Source organism: Serratia sarumanii, assembly GCF_029962605.1.
Classification (GTDB): domain Bacteria; phylum Pseudomonadota; class Gammaproteobacteria; order Enterobacterales; family Enterobacteriaceae; genus Serratia; species Serratia sarumanii.
The window spans coordinates 1,686,505-1,710,233 of record NZ_CP124750.1 but is presented as its reverse complement, the minus strand read 5'-3'; the positions used below and the strand labels follow the sequence as shown (position 1 = coordinate 1,710,233).

The window sequence follows — 23,729 nt, the reverse complement described above, 5'->3', positions numbered from 1 at the left end:
GTAGTCGCACAAAAGCCTTTTGCAACCCCGATCGCCGATCTATGCTTTTAAACAAGCATTACAAATGCAACTTTAAAAATAAAAGGAAGCGACTATGTTCTGTGTGCAATGTGAACAAACCATCCGTACCCCGGCAGGCAACGGCTGCGCGTATGCTCAGGGCATGTGCGGCAAGACGGCGGAAACCTCCGATCTGCAGGATCTGCTGGTGGCGGCGCTACAGGGCCTCTCCGCCTGGGCACTGCAGGCGCGTTCGCTGGGCATCGTCGATCACGAGATCGACAGCTTCGCCCCGCGCGCCTTCTTCTCCACCCTGACCAACGTCAACTTCGACTCCCAGCGCATCATCGGCTACGCGCGCGAAACCCTGCTGCTGCGCGATTCGCTGGCTGCCCGTTGCCGGCTGCTGGATGCCGGCGTGCGCGTCGATCACCCGATGGCGGCGCTGCAGCTGGCCGGTGACGATATGCCTGCGCTGCTGCAACAGGCGGCGCAGTTTGCCCTCAACGGCGACAAGGCCGAGGTCGGCGACGACGTCCACGGTTTGCGCATGCTGTGCCTGTACGGCCTGAAAGGCGCCGCGGCCTATATGGAACACGCGCACGTGCTCGGCCAGTTCGACGAGCAGCTCTATGCCGACTACCACGCCTTTATGGCCTGGCTCGGCACCCGGCCGCGCGACGTCGACACCCTGCTGAACAACGCCATGGGCATCGGCAAGATGAACTTCAACGTGATGGCGATCCTCGATCGCGGCGAAACCCAGGCCTACGGCGATCCGCAGCCCAGCGCGGTCAACGTGCGCCCGGTGGCCGGGAAAGCCATTCTGATCTCCGGCCACGATCTGAAAGATCTGCGCATGCTGCTCGAACAAACCGAAGGGCAAAACGTCAACGTCTACACTCACGGTGAAATGCTGCCGGCGCACGGCTATCCGGAACTGAAAAAATTCAAGCATCTGGTGGGCAACTACGGCAGCGGCTGGCAGAACCAGCAGACGGAGTTCGCCAAATTCCCCGGCCCGATCGTGATGACCTCCAACTGCATCATCGATCCGAACCTCGGCAACTACGGCGATCGCATCTGGACCCGCAGCATCGTCGGCTGGCCGGGCGTCAACCATCTGGAGGGCGACGACTTCGGCGCCGTGATCCGCCAGGCGCAGGACATGAACGGTTTCCCTTACACCGAGATCGAGCACCTGATCACCGTCGGCTTCGGCCGCCAGACGCTGCTGAACGCCGCCGACACGGTGATCGATCTGGTGTCGCAGAAAAAACTGCGCCACGTCTTCCTGGTCGGCGGCTGCGACGGCAGCCGCGACGAGCGCAGCTACTTCACCGACTTCGCCCGCAGCGTGCCGCAAGACTGCCTGATCATGACGCTGGCCTGCGGCAAGTACCGTTTCAACAAGCTGGACTTCGGCACGCTGGAAGGGCTGCCGCGCCTGCTGGACGTCGGCCAGTGCAACGACGCCTATTCCGCCATCATGCTGGCGGTCAAGCTGGCGGACACGCTCGGCTGCAGCGTCAACGAGCTGCCGCTCAGCCTGGTGCTGTCGTGGTTTGAACAGAAGGCGATCGTCATTCTGCTGACGCTGTTGTCGCTGGGGGTGAAAAACATCGTCACCGGCCCGACCGCGCCGGGCTTCCTGACCGACAACCTGATGGCGATCCTCAACGAGAAATTCGGCCTGCGTCCGATCACCACCGTCGAGCAGGATATCAACGCGCTGCTCGCCTGATGCCATTACGTTATGGGGCCGCCTGCGCCGGCCCCTTTGCTTTTTGAGGTGCCCCGATGACTCAACCCACTCCGCTTTGCCCGAACCGCATGCAGGTACATTCCATCCAGCGCGAAACCGCCGACGTCTGGACGCTGAACCTGATATGCGACGTTTTCTACCCTTATCAGGCGGGCCAGTTTGCGCTGGTCAGCATCCGCAACAGCGAGGAGACGCTGCGCGCCTATACGCTCTCCTCCTCGCCCGGCCAGAGCCGCTTTCTCAGCATCAGCGTGCGCTGCCTGCCGGACGGCATCGGATCGCGCTGGCTGACGCAAGAGGTCAAGCCGGGCAACACGCTGTGGTTGTCCGACGCGCAGGGCGAGTTCAGCTACGAGTGCCACCCGGCCGATCGTTATCTGATGCTGGCCGCCGGCTGCGGCGTGACGCCGATCGTCTCGATGTGCCGCTGGCTGACCGCCAACCGTCCGGCCTGCGATATCGCCGTGATCTTTAACGTGCGCACCCCCGCCGACACGATTTTCGCCGATCAATGGCGCGCGCTGTGCGCCGCCCATCCGCAGCTGCGCCTGACGCTGATGGCCGAGCGGGATCTGCAACCCGGCTACCTCAGCGGCCGCATCGATGAGCAGACGCTGCGGCAGGCGGCGCCGGATATCGCCGAACGCACGGTGATGACCTGCGGCCCTGCGCCCTACATGGACCACGTGGAGCAGCTGTGCCGTCGGCTCGGCGTGCCGGCCGAGCGTTTCCATAAAGAGCAGTTCCACACGCCGGCGGCGCAGGCCGATGCCACTGAAGGGCTGACGCTACGCGCCGCCCGCCCGCTGCGCGAATTCCGCGTGCCGGTCGGCAGCACGCTGCTGGCGGCGATGGAGGCCAATGCCCTGCCGGTCAACGCCGCCTGCCGCGCCGGGGTGTGCGGCTCGTGCAAAACCCGCATCCTCGAGGGCGACTACATCACCACCAGCACCATGACGCTGAGCGCGGAAGAAATAGCGCAAGGCTACGTGCTGGCCTGCAGTTGCCAGCTGCGGGGCGACGTCACGCTGGCGTGATCCCTTGGCCCCATCGCCGCGATGGGGCATTTATCGGCAAGTTCCCCCCTCCCCGCCCGGTTACACTTTCCCCCGTCCTACGCTCTTTACCCTTCCTGACCGCATCTCGTCCACCGCCGGTAAGCTATGCTTGCAGTTGTTCTGCTGCCGCTCACCGGATCGAGTACACATCGTTTTTTAAACCATGTTTGGGGGAACCATGAAGCAAACCGTAGCCACACTGATCGCCAAAACGCTGGATCAAGCCGGCGTAAAACGCATTTGGGGCGTGACCGGCGATTCGCTCAACGGCCTTAGCGACAGCCTGCACCGCATGGGCACCATCGAATGGCTGGGCACCCGCCATGAAGAGGTGGCCGCCTTCGCCGCCGGCGCCGAAGCCCAGCTCACCGGCCAGCTGGCGGTGTGCGCCGGTTCCTGCGGCCCCGGCAACCTGCACCTGATCAACGGCCTGTTCGACTGCCACCGCAACCATGTGCCGGTGCTGGCGATCGCCGCGCACATTCCTTCCAGCGAAATCGGCAGCGGCTACTTCCAGGAAACGCATCCGCAGGAGCTGTTTCGCGAATGCAGCCACTATTGCGAGCTGGTTTCCAACCCGGAACAGCTGCCGCGCGTGCTGGAGATCGCCATGCGCAAGGCGATCCTCAACCGCGGCGTCTCGGTGGTGGTCTTGCCGGGCGACGTGGCGCTGCGCATGGCACCGGAAGACGCGCCCCTGACCTGGCATACCCCGGCGCTGCCGCTGGTGCAGCCGCCGATGAGCGAGCTGAACAAGCTGGCGGAGACGCTGAACAAGGCGAAGAACATCACCCTGATGTGCGGCAGCGGCTGCGCCGGCGCGCACGATGAGGTGGTCAAGCTGGCCGAGCTGCTGCAGGCGCCGGTGGTGCATGCGCTGCGCGGCAAAGAGCATATCGAATGGGATAACCCTTACAGCGTCGGCATGACCGGGCTGATCGGCTTCTCCTCCGGCTACCACGCGATGATGAACGCCGACACGCTGGTGCTGCTCGGCACCCAGTTCCCCTACCGCGCGTTCTACCCCACCAACGCCAACATCATTCAGATCGACATCAACCCCGGCAGCATCGGCGCACACTGCCCGGTCAATATGGCGCTGGTGGGCGATATCCACACCACCCTCACCGCCCTGCTGCCGCAGCTGGAGCCCAAGCGCGACCGGGCGTTCCTCGACAAGGCGCTGGAGCATTACCGCAACGCGCGCAAGGATCTCGACGGGCTGGCGACCGCCAACGACGACCAGCCGATCCACCCGCAGTATCTGGCGCAGCAGCTCAGCCGGTACGCCAGCGACGACGCCATCTTCACCTGCGACGTCGGCACGCCGACGGTGTGGGCCGCCCGCTACGTGAAAATGAACGGCAAGCGCCGCCTGCTCGGTTCGTTCAACCACGGTTCGATGGCCAACGCCATGCCGCAGGCGATCGGCGCCCAGGCCACCGCGCCGGATAAACAGGTGATCGCCATGTGCGGCGACGGCGGCTTCACCATGCTGATGGGAGATTTCCTGTCGCTGGCGCAGCTCAAGCTGCCGGTGAAAATCGTGGTGTTCAACAACAGCGTGTTGGGGTTCGTGGCGATGGAGATGAAGGCCGGCGGCTACCTGACCGACGGCACCGACCTGCATAACCCGGACTTCGCGGCGATCGCCAACGCCGCCGGCATCAAGGGCATCCGCGTGGAAAAAGCCTCGGATCTGGACGGCGCGCTGCAGGAGATGTTGGCGCACCCCGGCCCGGCGCTGCTGGACGTGGTCACCGCCAAGCAAGAGCTGGCGATGCCGCCGCAGATCAAGTTCGAACAGGCGAAAGGCTTCAGCCTGTACATGCTGCGCGCCATCATCAACGGCCGCGGCGACGAAGTGGTCGAGCTGGCGAAAACCAACTGGCTGCGCTAAGCAAGCTGCCCCCCGGTGAAATAAGGGTATATGATGCCATGTACCCTTTTCCTCTCCCTTACATTCCAGGAACCCTATGCTTATCGATCTACGCAGCGACACCGTCACCCGCCCCAGCGCCGCCATGCGCCAGGCGATGGCTCAGGCAGAGGTCGGCGACGACGTCTACGGCGATGACCCGACGGTCAACGCGCTGGAGGCCGAGGCGGTGCGCCTGTCGGGCAAAGAGGCGGCGCTGTTTTTGCCCAGCGGCACCCAGGCCAACCTGGTGGCGCTGCTGAGCCACTGCCAGCGCGGCGACGAGTATCTGGTCGGCCAACAGGCGCACAACTATAAATACGAGGCCGGCGGCGCAGCGGTGCTGGGCAGCATCCAGCCGCAGCCGATCGAGGCCGACGCGGACGGCACGCTGCCGCTGGACAAGCTCGCCGCCGCCATCAAACCCGACGATATCCACTTCGCCCGCACCCGGCTGCTGAGCCTGGAAAACACCATCGGCGGCCGAGTCCTGCCGCAGGCCTACCTGCAGCAGGCGTGGCAGTTTACCCGCGAGCGGCAGCTGGCGCTGCATATCGACGGCGCGCGCATCTTCAACGCCGCCGTGGCGCTGAACCTGCCGCTGAAAGAGATCGTGCAATACTGCGACACCTTCACCATTTGCCTGTCGAAAGGGCTGGGCGCGCCGGTCGGATCGCTGCTGTGCGGCAGCGAGGCCTTCATTCAGCGCGCGCTGCGCTGGCGCAAGATGACCGGCGGCGGGCTGCGTCAGGCCGGCATCCTGGCGGCGGCCGGCCTCTACGCGCTGGAGCATAACGTCGCGCGGCTGCGCGAAGACCATGACAACGCGGTCTGGCTGGAGCAACAGCTGCGGCAGATCGGCGTGGAGGTCGTCGAACCCGGCGCACAGACCAACGTGCTGTACCTGCGCCAACCGCCGGCGCTGGCGGCCAAATTCGGCCCGTGGATGCGCGAACGCGACGTGCTGATCAGCAGCGGCCCGCTGACGCGCATTCTGACCCACCTCGACGTCAGCCGTCAGGATCTGCAGCGGGTGGTCGAGCTGTGGCGGGAGTTCCTCCAGCAGCACGCCTGATTTCCCCTCCCCGGCGCGCCGGGGAGCCCTTCACCGCCCGCCGATGGCCTCGACAAAGCGGCGGGTGATCTGCTGCGGGCGCGTAATGGCGCCGCCCACCACCACCGCATGCGCCCCCAGCGCCAGGCAGCGCGCGGCCATCGCCGGCGTTTCGACATTGCCCTCGGCGATGACCGGCACCGGCACCGCCGCCAGCACCGCACGCAGAAAGCCGAAATCGTCCTCCGCCAGTCGGGCGCCCCGGCTTTCGGCGGTATAGCCGTGCAGCGTGGTGCCCACGCAGTCGAACCCCAACCTGGCAGCCTCTTGCGCTTCTTCCACGGTGGCGATGTCCGCCATCAGCAGCAGCCGGGGATACCTGGCGCGGATCGCGGCAACCAGCGCCGCCAGCTGCAGCTCCCCTGGCCGCCGGTGGCCGGTCGCGTCCAGCGCAATCATCTGCGGCGCCGCAGTCATCAGCTCATCGATTTCACGCAGGGTCGGCGTGATATAGACATCGCTACCGGCATAATCGCGCTTGATAATGCCGATCACCGGCAGCGCCACCGTGCGCAGGATGGCTTTAACGTCTTCGACGCCGTTGGCGCGGATCGCTGCCGCACCGCCTTGCTCGGCCGCCAGCGCCATGCGCGCCATGATAAAATCGCTGTGCAGCGGCTCGTCGTCCAGCGCCTGGCAAGACACCACCAGCCGGCCCTTAATCTGCTGCAAAATGGAAAGCGTCATAAATCCAACAACTCCTCGACTTCGTTTTTAATAATGGTCACGTGCGGGCCATAGATCACCTGAACGCCGTTGCCGCGAACGATCACCGCCCGCGCGCCGCTGGCCTTCAGCCCGCTTTCGTCCAGCAACCGACTCTGTTTTACCGTCACGCGCAGCCGCGTGGCGCAACAATCCAGTTCGACGATATTCTCTTTGCCGCCCAGCGCCGCCAGCACCTGCTGCGAGCGTTCGGTGCCGGTCGTCACCGCTTCCGGCGCGGTTTCCACCTCGCGCCCCGACGTTTTGAAATTGAAGCGCAGGATCAGGAAACGGAACGTGAAGTAGTACAGGAAGAACCAGGGCACCCCGACCAGCGGCACATACATCCAGTGGGTTTTCGCTTCGCCCTGCAGCACGCCGAACAGCATGAAATCGATAAAACCGCCGGAGAACGTCTGGCCGATGGTGATATGCAGAATGTGCGCGATCGCGAACGCCAGGCCGTCGAACAGCGCGTGCACCACGTACAGCGCCGGCGCGATGAACAGGAACGAGAATTCGATAGGTTCGGTGATGCCGGTCAGGAAAGAGGTCAGCGCCGCCGACAGCAGCAGCCCGCCGACGCGTTTGCGGTTCTCCGGGCGCGCGCTTTGGTACATCGCCAGGCAGGCGCCGACCAGGCCGAACATCATGGTGATAAAGCGGCCGGACATGAAGCGCGCCGTGCCGATGTAGAACTGCTGCGTATTCGGGTCGGCCAACTGGGCGAAGAAAATGCGCTGCGTGCCTTCCACCAGCTGTCCGTTGATCACTTCGCTGCCGCCGAGCGCGGTGGTCCAAAACGGCAGGTAGAAGATGTGATGCAGGCCGAACGGCCCGAGCATGCGCAATACGAAGCCGTAGATAAAGGTGCCGAGATAGCCGCTGGCGTCCACCAGCCCGCCCATGCCGAAGATCAGCCGTTGGAAAGGCGGCCACACCACGGTCATCAGGGCGCCGACCGCCATCGCCGCCAGCGAGCTGACGATCGGCACAAAGCGCGAGCCGCCGAAAAAGCCCAGGAACGGCGGCAGCGCTATCTTGTTGTAGCGGCCGTGCAGATACCAGGTCACCAGACCGATGACCACCCCGCCGAACACCCCGGTCTCCAGCGTCTGGATCCCGAGAATCGTTCCCTGCCCCACCGCGCCGGCGTTCTGCTCGGCCAGCGTGCCGTTGATTTTCAACAGCGCATTGATGGTGGCGTTCATCACCAGGTAGGCGATCAGCGAGGCCAGCCCCGCCGTGCCCTTGTCGCTTTTGGCCAACCCCACCGCCACGCCGACCGCGAACAGGACCGCCAGGTTGGCGAACACGATGGCGCCGGCGCTGGCCATCACCGTAAATACGCTTTGCAGCCAGCCGACGTCGAGCCAGGGATACGCCTCGACGGTATTGGGGTTGGACAGCGCACCGCCGATCCCCAGCAGCAGGCCGGCCGCCGGCAGCACGGCGATCGGCAGCATGAACGATTTGCCGAACAGCTGGGCTTTTTCGAACCAGCCGCCGGAGCGCGACAATTCTGGCGTTGACATAAATTTTTCCCCGCTATCATTTTTATGATGAAAATTTTTACCACATTAAATTAATTTAATGAAAATTTTATTCATAATGATGATCGGCTTCACAATCCGTCGATTTCGCTGGCGAGCGGCGGCGTCTTTCCGCCACAATAGAAACGGGAATACTCAGAAAGGTAACGTGATGAATACAGGCAACTTGTTATTGCGGCTGCGGCAGGATTTGGCGGGGTACAGCCCCACGCTGCAAAAGCTCGGCAACTATCTTCTTGCGCAGCCCTCCCGCGCCGTTTACCTGACCATCACCGAACTGGCGCGTGAAAGCGCCACCAGCGAAGCCAGCGTCACGCGGCTGTGCCGCCATCTGGGCTGCAAAGGCTATACCGAATTTAAAATGGCGCTGGCCCTCAGCCTGCAACAAAGCCAGCCGGAGGCGACGACGCGGCAAAGCGCGACGGAAAATTTGGTGGAAGAGAGCGTTCAGGCGCTGCGGGATACCGGCGCGCTGTTGGATCCGCAGGCGCTGCAACAGGCGGCGGACAGCCTGCAGCGTTGCGCTTCGGTGCAGATTTACGGCGTCGCCGCCAGCGCCATCATCGGCGATTTCCTGCACTACAAGCTGCTGCGCCTCGGCAAACCGGCGCAGCTGTTCAGCGACATGCACCGGGCGGCGATGAACGCCGCCTCGCTGAGTGAGCGGGATCTGCTGATCGTCATCTCCAGCTCCGGCTCCACCAAGGACGTGCTGCATGCGGTGGCATTGGCCAAAGGGCGCGGCGCACGCGTGATCGCCGTCAGCAACACCCAACGCAGCCCGCTGGCCAAGCTGGCGGATACGCTGCTGGTGGCGGCCAAACCGGAAGGGCCGCTGACCGCCGGCGCCCTGCCGGCCAAGGTCGGCGCCATGCTGCTGGTGGAGTTGATGATCGCCGAACTGGCTCGGCGCGATCCCGCCTACGCTCAGGCGATGCAGGCCACCGCCAGCGCCACCTTGCCGCTGCTGCTGTAATCAGAAGATCCAGCGGCCATAAACCCAGTACCACAGCCCCAGCACCGCCACCAGGTTGAGCGCCACGCTGAGGATGAACCAGGTTTTAAACGGCTGCTTCTGGGTTTTGTGGCGAAACAGCTGCTGTGCCGCCAGTGCGCCCAACCACCCGCCCAGCGCGCCGAACAGCAACAGCGTCGCCTCCGGCACCCGCCGCCACCCCTTGCGCGCCGCCAGCTTATCGCCGCCGTAGATCAGAAACGTCAGCAGGTTGGCCAGCAGCAACCACATCCACACCGGATGCAGCGAGAACAGGCTGGCGACCAGCGCCAGGCCCAGCAGGGCGTAACAAATCACATTGAGCTTCATGGCATCCGGTTTTTCGTTCGATAAAGGGCGCGTAGTGTGAACCTGCGCCACGATGGATGCAACCGGCTTATACCCATACAAAAAGTGCATTTAAACCCCGAATTTGGCATCCTGTCGTTCTGCCAATCCTCTACCGCACAAGGCGGCCCGATGACACCCCAACGCGTACTGGTTCTTGGAGCCAGCGGCTATATAGGTCAGAACCTGATCCCGCACCTGATCGAACAGGGGCATCAGATTACCGCCGCCGCGCGGCGCATCGAGTGGCTGCAGGAGCAGAACTGGCCGCAGGTCAACTGCCTGTATGCCGATCTGTACCGCCCGGAGACCCTGAGCGCGGCGCTGTGGGAGACAGATACGCTTTACTATCTGGTGCACGCAATGGGCGACGGCGACGATTTTATCGAGAAGGAGCGCCAGGCAGCGGAAAACCTGCGCGACGCGCTGCGCAATGCCGGCGTCAAACAGGTGATCTTTCTCGGCGCGCTGCAGCCGAACGACGACAGTTCGCCCCACCTGGCGGCCCGCCGCCTGACCGGCGAAATTTTGCGCCAGAGCGGCGTGCCGGTGACCGAACTGCGCGCCGGCATCATCGTCGGCCCCGGCTCGGCGGCGTTCGAAGTGATGCGCGACATGGTCTATAACCTGCCGGTGCTGACGCCGCCGCGCTGGGTGCGCTCCAAGTCGTCGCCGGTGGCGCTGGAGAACCTGCTGGTTTATCTGGCCGATCTGCTGGCGCACCCGGCGCAGGAACACCGCATCTTCGACATTGCCGGGCCGGAGTACCTCAGCTATCAGGATATGTTCAAACGCTTTATCGCCCTCAGCGGCAAGCGGCGCTGGCTGATCCCGATCCCCTTGCCGACGCGGCTGATTTCGGTGTGGTTCATCAGCCTGATCACCTCGGTGCCGACGCCGATCGCCCGCGCGCTGATCCAGGGGCTAAAGCACGATCTGCCCGCCGACGGCCGGCCGCTGCAGGCGCTGATCCCGCAGCGGCTGCACACCTTCGATCAGGCGGTCGCCACCACGCTGCAGCGCGAACAGGAGGTGGTCGATTCCGCCGACTGGGGCTACGATCCGGCGGCGCGGGCCCGCTGGCGCCCCGGCTACGGTTACTATCCGAAACAGGCCGGTTGTTCGCTGGACACCACCGCCACCCGCGAGGCCCTATGGCAAACGGTGCAGCAGTTGGGGGGCGAAGAAGGCTATTTCTACGCCAATATTCTGTGGCGGATCCGCGCCCGCATGGACGACATGATCGGCAACGGCGTGGCCTATGGCCGCCCGGCGCGCGCGAGCCTGGCGCTGGGCGACAAGATCGACGGCTGGAAAGTCATCACGCTGAAACCGCTGCGGCAACTGGCGCTGCTGTTCGGCATGAAGGCGCCAGGGCTGGGGCGGCTGAGCTTCACCATTACCGATCACGGCGATCGCCGCACGCTGGACGTGCGCGCCTGGTGGCATCCGGCCGGCTTTAGCGGGCTGCTGTATTGGTTCGCCATGATGCCCGCGCATCTGTTCATTTTCCGCGGCATGGCGAAGCGCATCGCCGAACTTGCCGAGGGCCTGGACCGCCAACGGCGCTGAACGCCGTTCATTTGTCGATCAACCGCACAGTTTGCCGCTGTGCTTCGGGGCTTTCCGATTGCATAGCGCACGAAATCACGGAAGAATGGCATCTTATTTGCTGGGAGCGCCGCAAGCGCCCGCCGGTATTCCGATTTTGGGTGAGAATAGAGTCCGTTATGAAGGTATTGGTCACCGGTGCCACCAGTGGGTTAGGCCGTAACGCCGTCGAATATCTGCGCCGTCAGGGCATCAAAGTGCGCGCCACCGGCCGCAACCAGGCGATGGGCGGCCTGCTGGAAAAAATGGGCGCGGAGTTCATTCATGCCGATCTCACCAATCTGATCTCTTCGCAGGCCAAGGCGATGCTGACGGACGTCGACGTGCTGTGGCACTGCTCCAGCTTCACCTCGCCCTGGGGCACCGAAGAGGCCTTCGAACTGGCCAACGTCCGCGCCACCCGCCGCCTCGGCGAATGGGCGGCGGCCTACGGCGTGGCGCAGTTCATTCACATCTCTTCCCCGGCGATCTATTTCGATTACCACCATCACCGCAACGTGACCGAAGACTTTCGCCCGCAGCGCTACGCCAACGAGTTCGCGCGCAGCAAGGCCGCCGGCGAGCAGGTGATCCAGCAGCTGGCGCTGTCCAATCCGCAGACCCATTTCACCATTCTGCGCCCGCAGGGATTGTTCGGGCCGCACGACAAGGTGATGCTGCCGCGGCTGCTGCAGATGATCAAACGCTACGGCAACCTGCTGCTGCCGCGCGGCGGCGCGGCGATGGTGGACATGACGTACCTGGAGAATGCGGTGCACGCCATGTGGCTGGCGACGCTAAAAGAAGATACGCCGTCCGGCCGCGCCTACAACATCACCAACCAGCAGCCGCGCCCGCTTCGCACCGTGGTGCAGCAGCTGATCGACGATTTGGGCATGAAGTGCCATATCCGCTCCGTCCCCTATCCGATGCTCGACATGATGGCCCGCGGCATGGAGCGCCTCGGCAGCAAAAGCGAAAAGGAGCCGGTGCTGACCCACTACGGCGTCGCCAAACTCAATTTCGACCTCACGCTCGATACCACCCGCGCACAGCAAGAGCTGGGCTATCAGCCGATCGTCTCGCTGGAAGAAGGCATCGCGCGCACCGCCCGCTGGCTGAAAGATCACGGCAAGCTGCACGGCCTGTAATCAACGCGCCGCGCCGTACTTCACCAGCAGCGCATCGACAATCGCTTCACTCTCCGCATCCGGTTCGCCGCGCACATCGTCGGGCCGGAAGTGCATCTGAAACGCCGCCAGCACATTGCGCTGCTGCCGCGCATTCCACGACGGGTCGATCGCGTAGCCGTAACGCGCCAGCTTTTCGAGCAGCGGCGCCATCGGTACCGGCGCATGGCGATCGCGCCCCGCCAGCAAACGCTGCACGTCGCGTTCGTCCGGCCAGGCGCCGATGCCGGCCTGGGCCAGCTGCCGCCAGGGGAACAGCGGGCCGGGATCCTGTTTACGCTGCGGCGCGATGTCGCTGTGCCCCACCACGTCCTGCGGCTGGATGCCATAGCGTTGGATGATGTCGCGGCTCAGCGGGATCAGCACGGCGATCTGCTCCGCCGTATAGGGCTGCCAGTGGGTGAACAGCATGCTGCGGGTGAAGCCCTTGTTGACGATTTCGATGCCGATCGAGGTGTCATTGAGGTTGCTGCGGCCGCGCCAGGCGCTGGCGCCGGCATGCCAGGCGCGCATCGCTTCCGGCACCAGGCGGAACACCGTCGGTTTACCGTGTTCGCGCTGCGGATGCGCCGGCAGCAGATAATGCGCGCTGACGTGTTCGTCGGTCAGCGTTTTCAGCGATGAGTGGAAGTCTTCCGCCGTGTAGTGCATCACCAGAAAGCGGATGCGTTGATCCGCGCCCTGCGCCTGATGCAGGGTTTCGAGCTGGTAAGCGCCGCGATCGACGAGCGTGTCCTGCTGCGGATTTTGGCATCCCGCCAGCAGCGCGGCGGCGATGATCCCTGGCCAAATTTTCACTTATCCTCCCTGTGATGTGATGACCTGATATAGCGTTAACGTTAATCAATAATCGCCACGGAAACCACCGTCGGACAAAGTAAAACGCCCCGGACGCGCCAGGGCGTTGGGGAGTGGGATTAGCGGCTGGCTTTCACCGCGGTGCCGCTGACGGTCACCATCAGCATGCTGCCGTCTTTGCCAACGGTTTCATAATCGATATCGATGCCGACCACCGCGTTGGCGCCCAGCTCTTTCGCCTGATCTTCCAGCTCTTCGAACGCGATCAAGCGCGCCTTGCGCAGCTCTTTCTCATAAGCGCCCGAGCGGCCGCCGACGATATCGCGCACGCCGGCGAAGAAATCACGAAAGATGTTGGCGCCGAGGATCGCTTCGCCGGTGACCACGCCGCAGTATTCGGTGATGGTGAACCCTTCCAGGGTCGGGGTAGTTGAAAGCTGCATCAGAATTCCTTGTTTGATTAATTCAACGTATCTATGACCAGAAGATTAGCGTTATGTTCGCTTAATCAATGGCACGCAGTACGAATGCAAGGCCAAAAAACGCATTTATACTGTAAGCTATCGGTCTTCATGGTAGAGACTTTCACATAAGGTAATAAGATGAAAACAAAAACGATTGCGGCTGTTTTACCCTTAGCGCTGTTGCTGAGTGCCTGTACCACGGTGGAACCGGCATACAAGGATATCGGCACCCGCAGCGGCAGCTGTGTGGAAGGCGGCCCGGATACGGTCGCGCAAAAGTTCTATGACCTGCGCATCCAGCAGGGCGCTGGCCTGCCGGACAGTAACCGCCTGGCGCAGCTGCAGCCTTACCTGAGCAAAGTGCTGTATCAGGATCTGGTCAGCGCCGCCCAGAACCCGGGCAAGCATCGGATCACCGGCGACTTGTTCTCCGGCAATGCGCAGGGGCCAGGCAGCGCGTCCGTCGCCAGCGCCTCGACCATTCCTAACACCGATGCGAAAAACATCCCGCTGCGCGTCGACTTGAGCTACCAAAAAGACGCCAACAGCACCGTGAACTGGCAGGACGAAGTGCTGATGGTGCGCGAAGGCACCTGCTGGGTGGTTGATGATATTCGCTACCTGAATGTTCCAGCGCATGCCACCAACGGCAGCGTGCGCCAGGTGTTGGAAAACCAGTAACCCGCGATCCCCCGGCCGACGCGGGTTTGCCGCGTCGGCCATCCCCGCCTCCCGCCTGCCGCTCAGATTTCGTCCAATAGAAAAAATTTCGCTACCGATCTCACAGCCTGCACCACAAATCCCCTCCCTCGGCTTGAGTCGCGGTATCTTGTGCTAATCTTTTACTGTCCCGCCGCACACTCATAAATTTTAACGCACAAAGATTGCATAAGTATTCTGTGGAAGTTAACATTTGCGGCATCAATGTCTATTCAATTCTGGCGCATGAGTATTCAACTTAACGGTATCAATTGCTATTACGGCGCTCACCAGGCGCTGTTTGACATCACGCTGGATTGTCCAGCCGGGGAAACCCTGGTGCTGCTTGGCCCAAGCGGCGCCGGGAAAAGTTCATTGCTGCGGGTGCTGAACCTGCTGGAAATGCCGCGTTCGGGCCAACTGCAGATCGCCGGCAACCAATTCGACTTCAAGCAGGCGCCTGGCGAGAAAGCCATTCGCGAACTGCGTCAAAATGTCGGCATGGTGTTCCAGCAATACAACCTGTGGCCTCACCTCACCGTGGTTCAGAACCTGATCGAAGCGCCTTGCCGCGTGCTGGGTCTGACCAAGGCTCAGGCGATGGAGCGCGCCGACAAGCTGCTCAAGCGCCTGCGCCTGACCGACTTCGCCGATCGCTTCCCGCTGCACCTTTCCGGCGGCCAGCAGCAGCGCGTGGCAATCGCCCGCGCCCTGATGATGGAACCGCAGGTGCTGCTGTTCGATGAACCGACCGCGGCGCTGGATCCGGAAATCACCGCTCAGATCGTCAGCATCATTCGCGAACTGGCCGGCACCGGCATCACGCAGGTGATCGTCACCCACGAAGTGGAAGTGGCGCGCAAGACCGCCAGCCGCGTGGTGTACATGGAAAACGGCCACGTGGTGGAGCAAGGCGACAGCAGCCACTTCACGCAGCCGCGGACCACCGAGTTTGCCAACTACTTATCACACTAACAATTAACTTGCTGTAATTTGGGGAGTTTGCGATGAAAAAACTAATAATCGCCGCCGTTCTGGCCGGCATCAGCGTTTCCGCCTCCGCAGCCGAAACCATCCGTTTCGCTACCGAAGCCTCCTATCCTCCATTTGAATTTATTGACGCCGGCAACAAGATTCAGGGTTTTGATGTCGATCTGGCCAACGCGCTGTGCAAAGAGATGCAGGCCGAGTGCACCTTCACCAACCAGGCGTTCGACAGCCTGATCCCAAGCCTTAAATTCAAGCGTTTCGATGCGGTGATGGCCGGCATGGACATTACGCCGGAACGTGAAAAGCAGGTGCTGTTCACCAAGCCGTACTACGATAATTCGGCGCTGTTCATCGCGCAGAAAGGCAAAATCGCCGACGTGGCGGCGCTGAAAGGCAAGAAAGTGGGCGTGCAAAACGGCACCACCCACCAGAAATACCTGACCGACAAGCACCCGGAAATCACCACCGTGCCTTACGACAGCTACCAGAACGCCATTTTGGATCTGAAGAACGGCCGCGTTGATGCGGTGTTCGGCGATACCGCGGTGGTTAACGAATGGCTGAAGCAGAATGACGCGCTGGCGGCAGTGGGCGCCAAAGTCACGGATAAAGACTACTTCGGCACCGGCCTCGGCATCGCGGTACGCCAGAAGAACACCGAGCTGCAGGGCAAGTTCAACGCCGCTCTGGACAAGATCAAGCAGGATGGGACCTATGAAACCATCTACAAAAAATGGTTCCAGCAGTAATACGCCCCGATGAATGAATTTCAACCTTTAGCAAGCGCCGCCGGCATGACCGTCGGCCTTGCCGTTTGCGCCCTGATCCTCGGGCTGATTCTGGCGATGCTGTTCGCCGTATGGGAATCGTCCCGCTGGAAAGCGGTCAGCTGGCTCGGCACCGCCTGGGTGACCGTGCTGCGCGGCCTGCCGGAAATCCTGGTGGTGCTGTTTATCTATTTCGGTTCGTCGCAGCTGCTGCTGATGCTCTCCGACGGCTTTACCCTCAACCTCGGTCTGTTCCAGCTGCCGATTCAGCTGGCGATCGACAATTTCGAAGTCAGCCCGTTCCTGTGCGGGGTGATCGCTCTGGCCCTGCTCTATTCCGCCTACGCCTCGCAGACGCTGCGCGGCGCGCTGAAAGCGGTGCCGCAGGGGCAGTGGGAGTCCGGCCAGGCGCTGGGGCTCGGCAAGGCGGCGATCTTCTTTCGCCTGATCATGCCGCAGATGTGGCGCCACGCCCTGCCCGGCCTCGGCAACCAGTGGCTGGTGCTGCTGAAAGACACCGCGCTGGTGTCGCTGATCAGCGTGAACGATCTGATGCTGCAAACCAAGAGCATCGCCACCCGCACCCAGGAGCCTTTTACCTGGTATGTGATCGCGGCGGCCATCTACCTGCTGGTGACGCTGTTCAGCCAATACGTCATCAAACGCATTGAGCTGCGCGCCACGCGCTTTGAGCGGGGGCCGGTCTGATGATTGAGTATTTGCCGGAAATCCTCAAAGGGTTGCACACCAGCCTGACGCTGACCGTCGCCGCGCTGATCGTCGCGCTGGTGCTGTCGCTGCTGCTGACGGTGATCCTGACGCTGAAAACGCCAATCCTGACGCCGCTGGTCAAGATCTACGTGACGCTGTTCACCGGCACGCCGTTGCTGGTGCAGATCTTCCTGATCTACTACGGCCCCGGCCAGTTCCCGGCGATCCGCGACTACCCGTGGCTGTGGAATCTGCTGTCGCAGCCTTGGCTGTGCGCGATGATAGCGCTGGCGCTGAACAGCGCGGCCTACACCACGCAACTGTTCTACGGCGCGGTGCGCGCCATTCCAGCCGGGCAATGGCAGTCGTGCGAAGCGCTGGGCATGTCGCGCCGGCAGACGCTGCGCATCCTGCTGCCGTTCGCCTTCAAGCGCGCGCTGTCGTCTTACTCCAACGAAGTGGTGCTGGTGTTCAAAAGCACCTCGCTGGCTTACACCATCACGCTGATGGAAGTGATGGGCTACAGCCAGCTGATGTACGGCCGCACTTACGACGTCATGGTGTTTGGCGCCGCAGGCCTGGTGTACCTGTGCGTTAACGGCCTGCTGACGCTGCTGATGCGGCTGGTGGAGCGCCGCGCGCTGGCGTTTGAGCGCCGCAACTGAGGCCGCCTCCCCTCAAGCCCCGCCGTAGTGCGGGGCTTTTTTTATTCTCGAGGCAATATTTAATCATTTTCATTGCATTTTAATTCACTCGATGGCAGGGTTATCAGCAGGTGTCCTCGCAAAAACCTCTGGCGATTACCAGTAAAAACAAACGATAGCGAAAAATCACTTTCAGGATCCAGACAGGAGCTCTACGCATGAAAAAACTGCTGCTTGCCGCGACGATGTTGGCCGGAATCACCTTTAACGCCACCGCGGCCGAGACCATCCGCTTCGCCGCTTCCGCCACTTACCCGCCGTTCGAATCGCTCGACGCCAATAACCAGATCGTCGGCTTCGATATCGATCTGGCCAACGCGCTGTGCAAGCAGATGCAGGCGCAGTGCACCTTCACCAACCAGGCGTTCGACAGCCTGATCGCCGCGCTGAAATTCAAGAAATACGATGCGGTGATTTCCGGTATGGATATCACGCCGGAGCGCAGCAAACAGGTCGCCTTCACCCAGCCTTACTACGCCAACTCGGCGATCGTGATTGCGCAAAAAGGCAAGTTCAGCTCGCTGGCGGATCTGAAAGGCAAAAAACTCGGCATGGAAAACGGCACCACCCACCAGAAATACATGCAGGACAAGCATCCGGAGATTACCACCGTCTCTTACGACAGCTACCAAAACGCCATTCTGGAGCTGAAAAACGGCCGTATTGATGGCGTGTTCGGCGACACCGCCGTGGTGAACGAGTGGCTGAAAACCAACCCGCAGCTGGCGCCGGTCGGTGAACACGTTACCGACGCGCAATACTTCGGCACAGGTCTCGGCATCGCGGTGCGCCCGGACAACCAGGCGCTGCTGGCCAAGCTGAACGCCGCGCTGGACGCCATCAAGGCCGACGGCACCTACAAGGCCATCAACGACAAGTGGTTCCCGCAGTAAGTCCGCATGTGGAGCCGCCATCCTTTGGCGGCTCCATCCGATTGCTACCCCATCCATTTAGTGCTAAATTTGATACTGAATTTAGCATCAAGGATAACATCATGACGGTTCAACCCATTCTTGCCGATTCCGCAGTCAGCATCAGCGATTTTAAGAAATCGCCCAACGCCGCCCTTAAAGAGGCACAAGGGCAGCCGGTCGCCGTCCTGACCAACGGTAAGATTTCGGGATATTACGTCTCACCGGAAACCTGGGAGGCTATCGCGGAGTACCTGGAAGATATCGAACTCGCTGAAATCGTTCGTTCACGGATGAACGGCAAACGCATTAAGGTCAATTTGGATGACTTATAAGCTTGAATTCGAAGAACATGCGCTGAAGGAATTTAAAAAACTGTCCCCGGTGATCCGGGAACAGTTCAAAAAAAAGCTGGTATCGGTATTGGTTAATCCCCACGTCCCTGCCAACAAACTCGCCGGTTTGCCCGATTGCTACAAAATCAAACTCAGAGCATCCGGCTTTCGTTTGGTGTATCGCGTCATGGAAACGGAGATCGTGGTTCTGGTCCTGTCTGTGGGCAAACGCGAACGTTCAGCGGCTTACACGGCTGCCAAAAAGCGCCTTTAACGCCGCACCAACAGCGTCAGCACTTCGTAGTGCGCAGTATGCGGGAACATGTCGAACAGCTGCACCCGTTCGATGCGGTACCCCGGCAACATCTCGATATCTTTCGCCATGCTCTCGGCGTTGCAGCTCGAATAGAGAATATAGTCCGGCGCCATCCGGCTCAAATAGTCGCACAGCGCCTGGCCGATGCCGCGCCGCGGCGGGTTGACCAGCACCAGCTGCGGCACCTGGCCTTCGGCGGTGGCGAAACGGGTGGAATCGAGCGCCTGAAAATCTACGTGCAACAACCCTAACCGCTGCGCCGACTGGCGCGCGCAGGCGATCGCTTCCGCGCTGATTTCGATGCCGGTCAGCCGCGTTTGCGGCTGCGCGCAGTGCAGGCCGAAACCGCCGACGCCGCAGAACAGATCCCACATGCTGTCGATACCCAGCGCGCGCACCCAGTCGCGGGCGGTGGCATACAGATCGGCGGCCACCTGCGGGTTGGTCTGGAAGAAGCTTTGCGGGCGGATGAACAGCGGCACCTGATTGAACCGTTCCTCCAGCGCCTGCTGTTCGGTCAGCGCAATCTCGCGCTCCCCTTCCATGATCGCCATGTGCACCGGCTGAATATTGGCGGAGATCACCTTGAGCTGCGGCAACTGCTGCTGCAGCCACGGCAGCGCGGCGCGCAGCTGCGCCAGCTTGGTTTCCGAGCGCAGCACGAAGCGCAGCATCACGCCGCCGTCGAGCGTGCTTTCGGTCAGCAGCAGGTACTTCAGCTCGCCGCGTTTGCGCGCCACGTTGTACGGCGTCAGGCCCGCGCGGGCGATGAAGCTTTTCAGCACCGTAAACATCGGCGCAAAACCGGCGGGATACAGCGGGCAGTCGCTCAGATCGACCGGCGTGCCGTCACGGTGCAGCATGCCGAGCAGCGGGCGCTCCACGCTGCCGCTGACCACCATCTTGGCTTTATTGCGAAATGCGCTCAGTTCCCCCGTCGCCGGCTGCAGCCACTGCGCGACGTCGCGCCCGGCCAGCAACGAGTGCAGGTGATGCTGTTTGTCGGCCAGTTGCTGCGGATAGGGCTTTTCCAGCCACTGACAGGAACGGCAGGTGCCCGCCGTATACAAAGCGCAATGCATGAAGATTACCGTGAAGTTCAGGATGACGAATCAAGGGCGCAGAGTTTACCACTCCGCGCGCCTAAAATCTCACTTGCGCGCGGTGAAGAAGCGGCGGCTGGCGGTGGGAACAAACAGCAACGCCAGGATCACCGCGTCGGGGATCTTTTGCAGGATCAGAACGTGCAGGATTTGGCCGCTGGTTTCCCCTTCCACGGTGAACACCTCGGGAAAGACGCTGCCGATGGTGGCCAACAGCAGGTAAAGCACCACGATGCATTGGCAGGCCACATACCCCCAGCGCCCCCAGTTGCGGCCGCGCATCACGGCAAAGCCGCAGCTGATTTGCAGGCACAGCAGCAGCAGGCCGGCCAGAAAGATAAAGGTAGAATCCCACGCCTGCGCGCTGGTGTTGACGAACTCCTGCGCGCCGTCGACGCCCAGTTCGCCCAACAGCAGCACCACGCTGATACACTTGATCGCGACCATGGCGGTACCCGCCACCATCACCGGCACTGGCGCATCCGAAGTCGATCCCATTCCCTGCCCGCTTTTCAGCATGTCTGACATATCCGTGTTCCGCTACGACGCGCCACCAATACAGATGGCGCATGTAAAGTCAGGTAGTTAGTTGCAATACTTATTGATTGCAAAAATAGCAGGTTTGTTACGATTCAGCTACGGGCCGCCCGCTGCAATTCGCGCGATCGTTGTTTTTCCGAGCGCGCCATAAACCACCAGGCGATCAGGCCGAGAATGCCCACCACCAGCAGGATCAGGCTGGCCAACGCGTTAATTTCCGGATTCACCCCCATGCGCACGCTGGAGAACACCAGCATCGGCAGCGTGGTGGCGCCCGGCCCAGAGACGAAGCTGGCGATCACCAGGTCGTCCAGCGACAGGGTAAACGCCAGCATCCAGCCGGAGATCAGCGCCGGCGCGATCATCGGCAAGGTGATGACGAAGAACACCTTCAGCGGCGTCGCCCCCAGATCCATTGCCGCCTCTTCAATCGAGCGATCCACCTCGCGCAGGCGCGCGCTGATCACCACCGCCACGTAAGCGGTACAGAACGTGACATGCGCCAGCCAGATGGTGAACATGCCGCGTTCCGACGGCCAGCCGAAAGCGTGCCCCATCGCCACGAACAGCAGCAGCAGCGACAGGCCAGTGATTACGTCCGGCATCACCAGCGGCGCAGTCAGCATAAACGCGAAGCCGGTCGAACCGCGAAAGCGGCCGAAGCGCACCATCACCACCGCGGCGATGGCGCCCAGTACCACCGCGGCGGTGGCGGAGGCGGCGGCGATGGTCAGGCTGAGCCCCACCGCGCTGATCATCGCCGAGTCGTGGAACAGTTCGGTATACCAGCGCGTGGACCAGCCGGCCCACACCGTCACCAGCTTGGAGCTGTTGAAGGAGTAGATCACCAGCATCAGCATCGGCGCATACAGGAAGGTAAAGCCGATCGTCAGGATGGCGATACGCCACGGTGAACGCACTACCGGCAAGTTGTTCATGCCTGCCCTCCCATTTCCTTGTTCTGGTGTTTGTGGAACCACAAAATTGGCACGATCAGCAACAGAAGCATGATGGTAGCGACCGCCGAGGCCACCGGCCAGTCGCGGTTATTGAAGAACTCCTGCCACAGCACACGGCCGATCATGATGCTGTCCGGTCCACCGAGCAGTTCCGGGATCACGAATTCGCCCACCGCCGGAATGAACACCAGCATCGAACCGGCGATAATCCCGCCGCGCGTCAGCGGCACGATCACGCTGAAGAAGGTTTTCAGCGGCCGGGCCCCCAGATCCAGCGACGCCTCCACCAGCGAGTAATCCAGCCGGATCAGCGCCGTGTAGATCGGCAGCACCATAAACGGCAGATAGGAATAAACGATGCCGATATACACCGCCAGGTTGGTGTGCAGGATCACCAGAGGCTGGTCGATCACCCCCAGCCACATCAGAAAGTTATTCAGAATACCGTTGTTTTTCAGAATACCCATCCAGGCATAGACGCGGATCAGGAACGAGGTCCAGGAAGGCAGGATCACCAGCAGCAGCAGAATGTTGCGGGTTGACGCCTTGCTGTGGGCCACCGCCCAGGCCAGCGGATAGCCGATGATCAGGCAGCACAGCGTCGAGACCGCCGCCACGCGCAGCGACTGCAGGTAGGCGTCGATATACAGCGGATCGTCGGTCAGCTGCAGGTAGTTGGCAAAGTTGAGCGCGATGTTCAGCTTGCCGTCCACCCAGCTCATCAGCTCGGTGTAAGGCGGCACCGCCAGCGCCAGCTCCGCCAGGCTGATCTTGAACACGATCAGGAACGGCAGCATGAACAGCAGCGTCAGCCATAAATACGGCAGCGCGATCACCAGCTTGCGGCCGTGAGCCATCAGCAGGCGGTGGAACAGCGCCTTGAGGGTGCCGGGCGTTTTGGCCGGCGGTTCCGGCGTGCGTTCAGAAAGCAGGGTCATACGGGTTACTCCTCACCGGCTCCACTACACCGTCAACACTACGCAGCTGTCGGTTTCCCAGCACAGACGCACTTCATCGCCCCAGGTCGGCATCCCCTTGCGGAAACGGTGGCCGTTTTGCAGCTGGGCGCTGATAATCTGCCCGCTGTGCAGCTTCACGTGATAAATGGACAGATCGCCCAGGTAGGAAATATGCGCAACTTCTCCCACCGCGAAGTTGCAGCCGTCTTCCGGCACCTGTTCGCACAGCAGGATCTTTTCCGGCCGCAGCGCCACCTGGATCGGCACGCCGTCCACCACCGAGGCGTCCGGATCGACTTTGATCGCATGGCGCAATCCGGGGCTTTGCAGGATCAGCGCGTCATCGTGCCGCTCCTGCAATACGCAGTCGAAGACGTTGACCGAGCCGATAAATTCGGCGCTGAAGCGGCTGTTCGGATGCTCGTAGATCTCTTCCGGCTCGCCGATCTGCACGAACTTGCCGCGGTTCATGATGGCGATGCGCCCCGCCATGGTCATCGCCTCTTCCTGATCGTGCGTCACCATCACGCAGGTGACGCCGACGCGCTCGAGAATGTCGGTCACTTCCAACTGCATGCGATCGCGCAGCTTCTTGTCCAGCGCGCCCATCGGCTCATCCAGCAGCAGCAGTTTGGGCCGCTTGGCCAGGCTGCGCGCCAGCGCCACCCGCTGCCGCTGGCCGCCGGAAAGCTGGTGCGGCTTGCGCTTGGCGTACTCCTGCATGTGCACCAGCGCCAGCATTTCCGCCACCCGTTCGGCGATTTCCGCCCGCGGCATTTTGTCCTGTTTCAGGCCGAAGGCGATGTTCTGCTCTACCGTCATGTGCGGGAACAGCGCGTAAGACTGAAACATCATGTTGATCGGCCGCTGGTACGGCGGCACGTGCGACATATCCTGCCCATCGAGCACGATCTGCCCTTCCGAAGGCTGCTCGAAGCCGGCCAGCATGCGCAGCAAGGTGGACTTGCCGCAGCCGGACGGGCCAAGCAGCGCAAAGATCTCGCCCTTGTAGATGGTAAGGCTGACGTCTTCGACCGCATTCTGCCCGTCGAAGGTTTTAGTGAGGTTACGAATTTCCAGCAGAGGGGTGAAGACCTTCTGCGACTTGGCTTGAGGACGAGGGATGGCGTCGTTCAATCGGGGTGCTCTCCGGCGTAAAGCGGCACAAAACCACGGCGAGCGCCGTGGCCCAAAACGGCAATGCAGGCGGGGAGCGCCCGCCTGCCGGTTTACCGACG

Annotated in this window: 25 protein-coding genes; 15 read left to right on the top strand and 10 right to left on the bottom strand. The window is 62.0% G+C overall.

Translation table 11 applies throughout. The features are described 5' to 3' along the window. The first annotated feature begins 94 nt into the window (after positions 1-94). From hcp to ltaE, 4 genes are all read left to right on the top strand, one after another. On the top strand, positions 95-1,744 hold the full coding sequence (gene hcp / locus SSARUM_RS08150; protein WP_060428367.1) for a hydroxylamine reductase: 1,650 nt from the start codon (positions 95-97) through the stop codon (positions 1,742-1,744). Between the two features lie 56 nt (positions 1,745-1,800). Continuing rightward, complete coding sequence (gene hcr, locus SSARUM_RS08145) at positions 1,801-2,802, top strand: NADH oxidoreductase (protein ID WP_060429819.1); 1,002 nt, start codon at positions 1,801-1,803, stop codon at positions 2,800-2,802. 199 nt (positions 2,803-3,001) lie between these two features. After that, a complete protein-coding gene (poxB, locus tag SSARUM_RS08140) occupies positions 3,002-4,723 on the top strand; it encodes a ubiquinone-dependent pyruvate dehydrogenase (RefSeq protein WP_060418405.1) in 1,722 nt (573 codons plus the stop codon). A gap of 76 nt (positions 4,724-4,799) precedes the next feature. Next, the gene (ltaE, locus tag SSARUM_RS08135) at positions 4,800-5,816 is read left to right on the top strand and encodes a low-specificity L-threonine aldolase (RefSeq protein ID WP_033646651.1); all 1,017 of its coding nucleotides are present in this window, start codon (positions 4,800-4,802) and stop codon (positions 5,814-5,816) included. A 30-nt stretch (positions 5,817-5,846) separates the two neighbouring features. Here the strand turns inward: ltaE and SSARUM_RS08130 are convergent, their stop codons facing one another. Further along, the gene (locus SSARUM_RS08130; protein ID WP_033646654.1) at positions 5,847-6,542 is read right to left on the bottom strand and encodes an N-acetylmannosamine-6-phosphate 2-epimerase; all 696 of its coding nucleotides are present in this window, start codon (positions 6,540-6,542) and stop codon (positions 5,847-5,849) included. After that, positions 6,539-8,095: a PTS transporter subunit EIIC gene (locus SSARUM_RS08125; RefSeq protein WP_060429818.1), complete on the bottom strand. Its 1,557-nt coding sequence runs from the start codon at positions 8,093-8,095 to the stop codon at positions 6,539-6,541. Before SSARUM_RS08125 ends, SSARUM_RS08130 begins: the two co-directional genes overlap by 4 nt. Before the next feature lie 166 nt (positions 8,096-8,261). Here SSARUM_RS08125 and SSARUM_RS08120 point away from each other — a divergent pair, with 166 nt between their 5' ends. After that, positions 8,262-9,089, top strand: a complete 828-nt coding sequence (locus SSARUM_RS08120) for a MurR/RpiR family transcriptional regulator (RefSeq protein ID WP_043147107.1) — start codon at positions 8,262-8,264, stop codon at positions 9,087-9,089. On the opposite strand, the gene SSARUM_RS08115 is transcribed toward SSARUM_RS08120, so the two are convergent. Continuing rightward, entirely contained in the window at positions 9,090-9,437 is a 348-nt protein-coding gene (locus tag SSARUM_RS08115; protein WP_033654657.1) for a DUF1294 domain-containing protein, read from the bottom strand. It lies immediately after the preceding gene. Between the two features lie 150 nt (positions 9,438-9,587). Between SSARUM_RS08115 and SSARUM_RS08110 the strand changes: the two genes are divergently transcribed. Further along, positions 9,588-11,027, top strand: coding sequence for a DUF2867 domain-containing protein (locus SSARUM_RS08110; protein ID WP_049197175.1), 1,440 nt, complete (start codon positions 9,588-9,590; stop codon positions 11,025-11,027). Between the two features lie 158 nt (positions 11,028-11,185). Beyond that, on the top strand, positions 11,186-12,196 hold the full coding sequence (locus SSARUM_RS08105; RefSeq protein WP_033646660.1) for an NAD-dependent epimerase/dehydratase family protein: 1,011 nt from the start codon (positions 11,186-11,188) through the stop codon (positions 12,194-12,196). Here SSARUM_RS08105 and SSARUM_RS08100 read toward each other — a convergent pair whose 3' ends face one another. Both SSARUM_RS08100 and SSARUM_RS08095 read right to left on the bottom strand, forming a co-directional pair. Beyond that, positions 12,197-13,033, bottom strand: coding sequence for an N-acetylmuramoyl-L-alanine amidase (locus tag SSARUM_RS08100; protein WP_049197174.1), 837 nt, complete (start codon positions 13,031-13,033; stop codon positions 12,197-12,199). It lies immediately after the preceding gene. A gap of 119 nt (positions 13,034-13,152) precedes the next feature. After that, positions 13,153-13,476, bottom strand: coding sequence for a heavy metal-binding domain-containing protein (locus SSARUM_RS08095; protein ID WP_033637822.1), 324 nt, complete (start codon positions 13,474-13,476; stop codon positions 13,153-13,155). Positions 13,477-13,635: 159 nt separating this feature from the next. Here SSARUM_RS08095 and SSARUM_RS08090 point away from each other — a divergent pair, with 159 nt between their 5' ends. The 8 genes from SSARUM_RS08090 (at position 13,636) to SSARUM_RS08055 (ending at position 18,888) form a co-directional block, all read left to right on the top strand. Beyond that, complete coding sequence (locus SSARUM_RS08090; RefSeq protein ID WP_033637821.1) at positions 13,636-14,178, top strand: lipoprotein; 543 nt, start codon at positions 13,636-13,638, stop codon at positions 14,176-14,178. Positions 14,179-14,442: 264 nt separating this feature from the next. Beyond that, positions 14,443-15,171: an arginine ABC transporter ATP-binding protein ArtP gene (gene artP / locus SSARUM_RS08085; RefSeq protein WP_038884338.1), complete on the top strand. Its 729-nt coding sequence runs from the start codon at positions 14,443-14,445 to the stop codon at positions 15,169-15,171. A 32-nt stretch (positions 15,172-15,203) separates the two neighbouring features. Further along, positions 15,204-15,935 carry an arginine ABC transporter substrate-binding protein gene (artJ, locus tag SSARUM_RS08080; RefSeq protein WP_033637819.1) on the top strand — a complete coding sequence of 244 codons (732 nt, stop codon included), beginning with the start codon at positions 15,204-15,206 and terminating at the stop codon, positions 15,933-15,935. A gap of 9 nt (positions 15,936-15,944) precedes the next feature. Continuing rightward, positions 15,945-16,661 carry an arginine ABC transporter permease ArtQ gene (gene artQ / locus SSARUM_RS08075; protein ID WP_033637818.1) on the top strand — a complete coding sequence of 239 codons (717 nt, stop codon included), beginning with the start codon at positions 15,945-15,947 and terminating at the stop codon, positions 16,659-16,661. Continuing rightward, a complete protein-coding gene (artM, locus tag SSARUM_RS08070; RefSeq protein ID WP_033637817.1) occupies positions 16,661-17,329 on the top strand; it encodes an arginine ABC transporter permease ArtM in 669 nt (222 codons plus the stop codon). The genes artQ and artM overlap by 1 nt, the downstream gene beginning before the upstream one ends. 197 nt (positions 17,330-17,526) lie before the next feature. Then, positions 17,527-18,261 carry an arginine ABC transporter substrate-binding protein gene (artJ, locus tag SSARUM_RS08065; RefSeq protein WP_043147094.1) on the top strand — a complete coding sequence of 245 codons (735 nt, stop codon included), beginning with the start codon at positions 17,527-17,529 and terminating at the stop codon, positions 18,259-18,261. Positions 18,262-18,362: 101 nt separating this feature from the next. Next, on the top strand, positions 18,363-18,614 hold the full coding sequence (locus SSARUM_RS08060) for a type II toxin-antitoxin system Phd/YefM family antitoxin (RefSeq protein ID WP_004928423.1): 252 nt from the start codon (positions 18,363-18,365) through the stop codon (positions 18,612-18,614). Continuing rightward, positions 18,604-18,888, top strand: coding sequence for a type II toxin-antitoxin system RelE family toxin (locus SSARUM_RS08055; RefSeq protein WP_033654647.1), 285 nt, complete (start codon positions 18,604-18,606; stop codon positions 18,886-18,888). Before SSARUM_RS08060 ends, SSARUM_RS08055 begins: the two co-directional genes overlap by 11 nt. Here SSARUM_RS08055 and rlmC read toward each other — a convergent pair. From rlmC to potG, 5 genes are all read right to left on the bottom strand, one after another. Continuing rightward, complete coding sequence (rlmC, locus tag SSARUM_RS08050) at positions 18,885-20,012, bottom strand: 23S rRNA (uracil(747)-C(5))-methyltransferase RlmC (RefSeq protein ID WP_060429816.1); 1,128 nt, start codon at positions 20,010-20,012, stop codon at positions 18,885-18,887. The two genes, SSARUM_RS08055 and rlmC, sit on opposite strands and share 4 nt — an antisense overlap. 69 nt (positions 20,013-20,081) lie before the next feature. Continuing rightward, a complete protein-coding gene (locus tag SSARUM_RS08045; RefSeq protein WP_049197168.1) occupies positions 20,082-20,561 on the bottom strand; it encodes a YbjO family protein in 480 nt (159 codons plus the stop codon). 104 nt (positions 20,562-20,665) lie between these two features. Next, complete coding sequence (gene potI / locus SSARUM_RS08040) at positions 20,666-21,511, bottom strand: putrescine ABC transporter permease PotI (RefSeq protein ID WP_060429814.1); 846 nt, start codon at positions 21,509-21,511, stop codon at positions 20,666-20,668. Then, positions 21,508-22,470: a putrescine ABC transporter permease PotH gene (potH, locus tag SSARUM_RS08035; RefSeq protein ID WP_033646669.1), complete on the bottom strand. Its 963-nt coding sequence runs from the start codon at positions 22,468-22,470 to the stop codon at positions 21,508-21,510. Before potH ends, potI begins: the two co-directional genes overlap by 4 nt. Before the next feature lie 24 nt (positions 22,471-22,494). Then, on the bottom strand, positions 22,495-23,628 hold the full coding sequence (gene potG / locus SSARUM_RS08030) for a putrescine ABC transporter ATP-binding subunit PotG (RefSeq protein ID WP_060429812.1): 1,134 nt from the start codon (positions 23,626-23,628) through the stop codon (positions 22,495-22,497). Between the last annotated feature and the right edge of the window lie 101 nt (positions 23,629-23,729).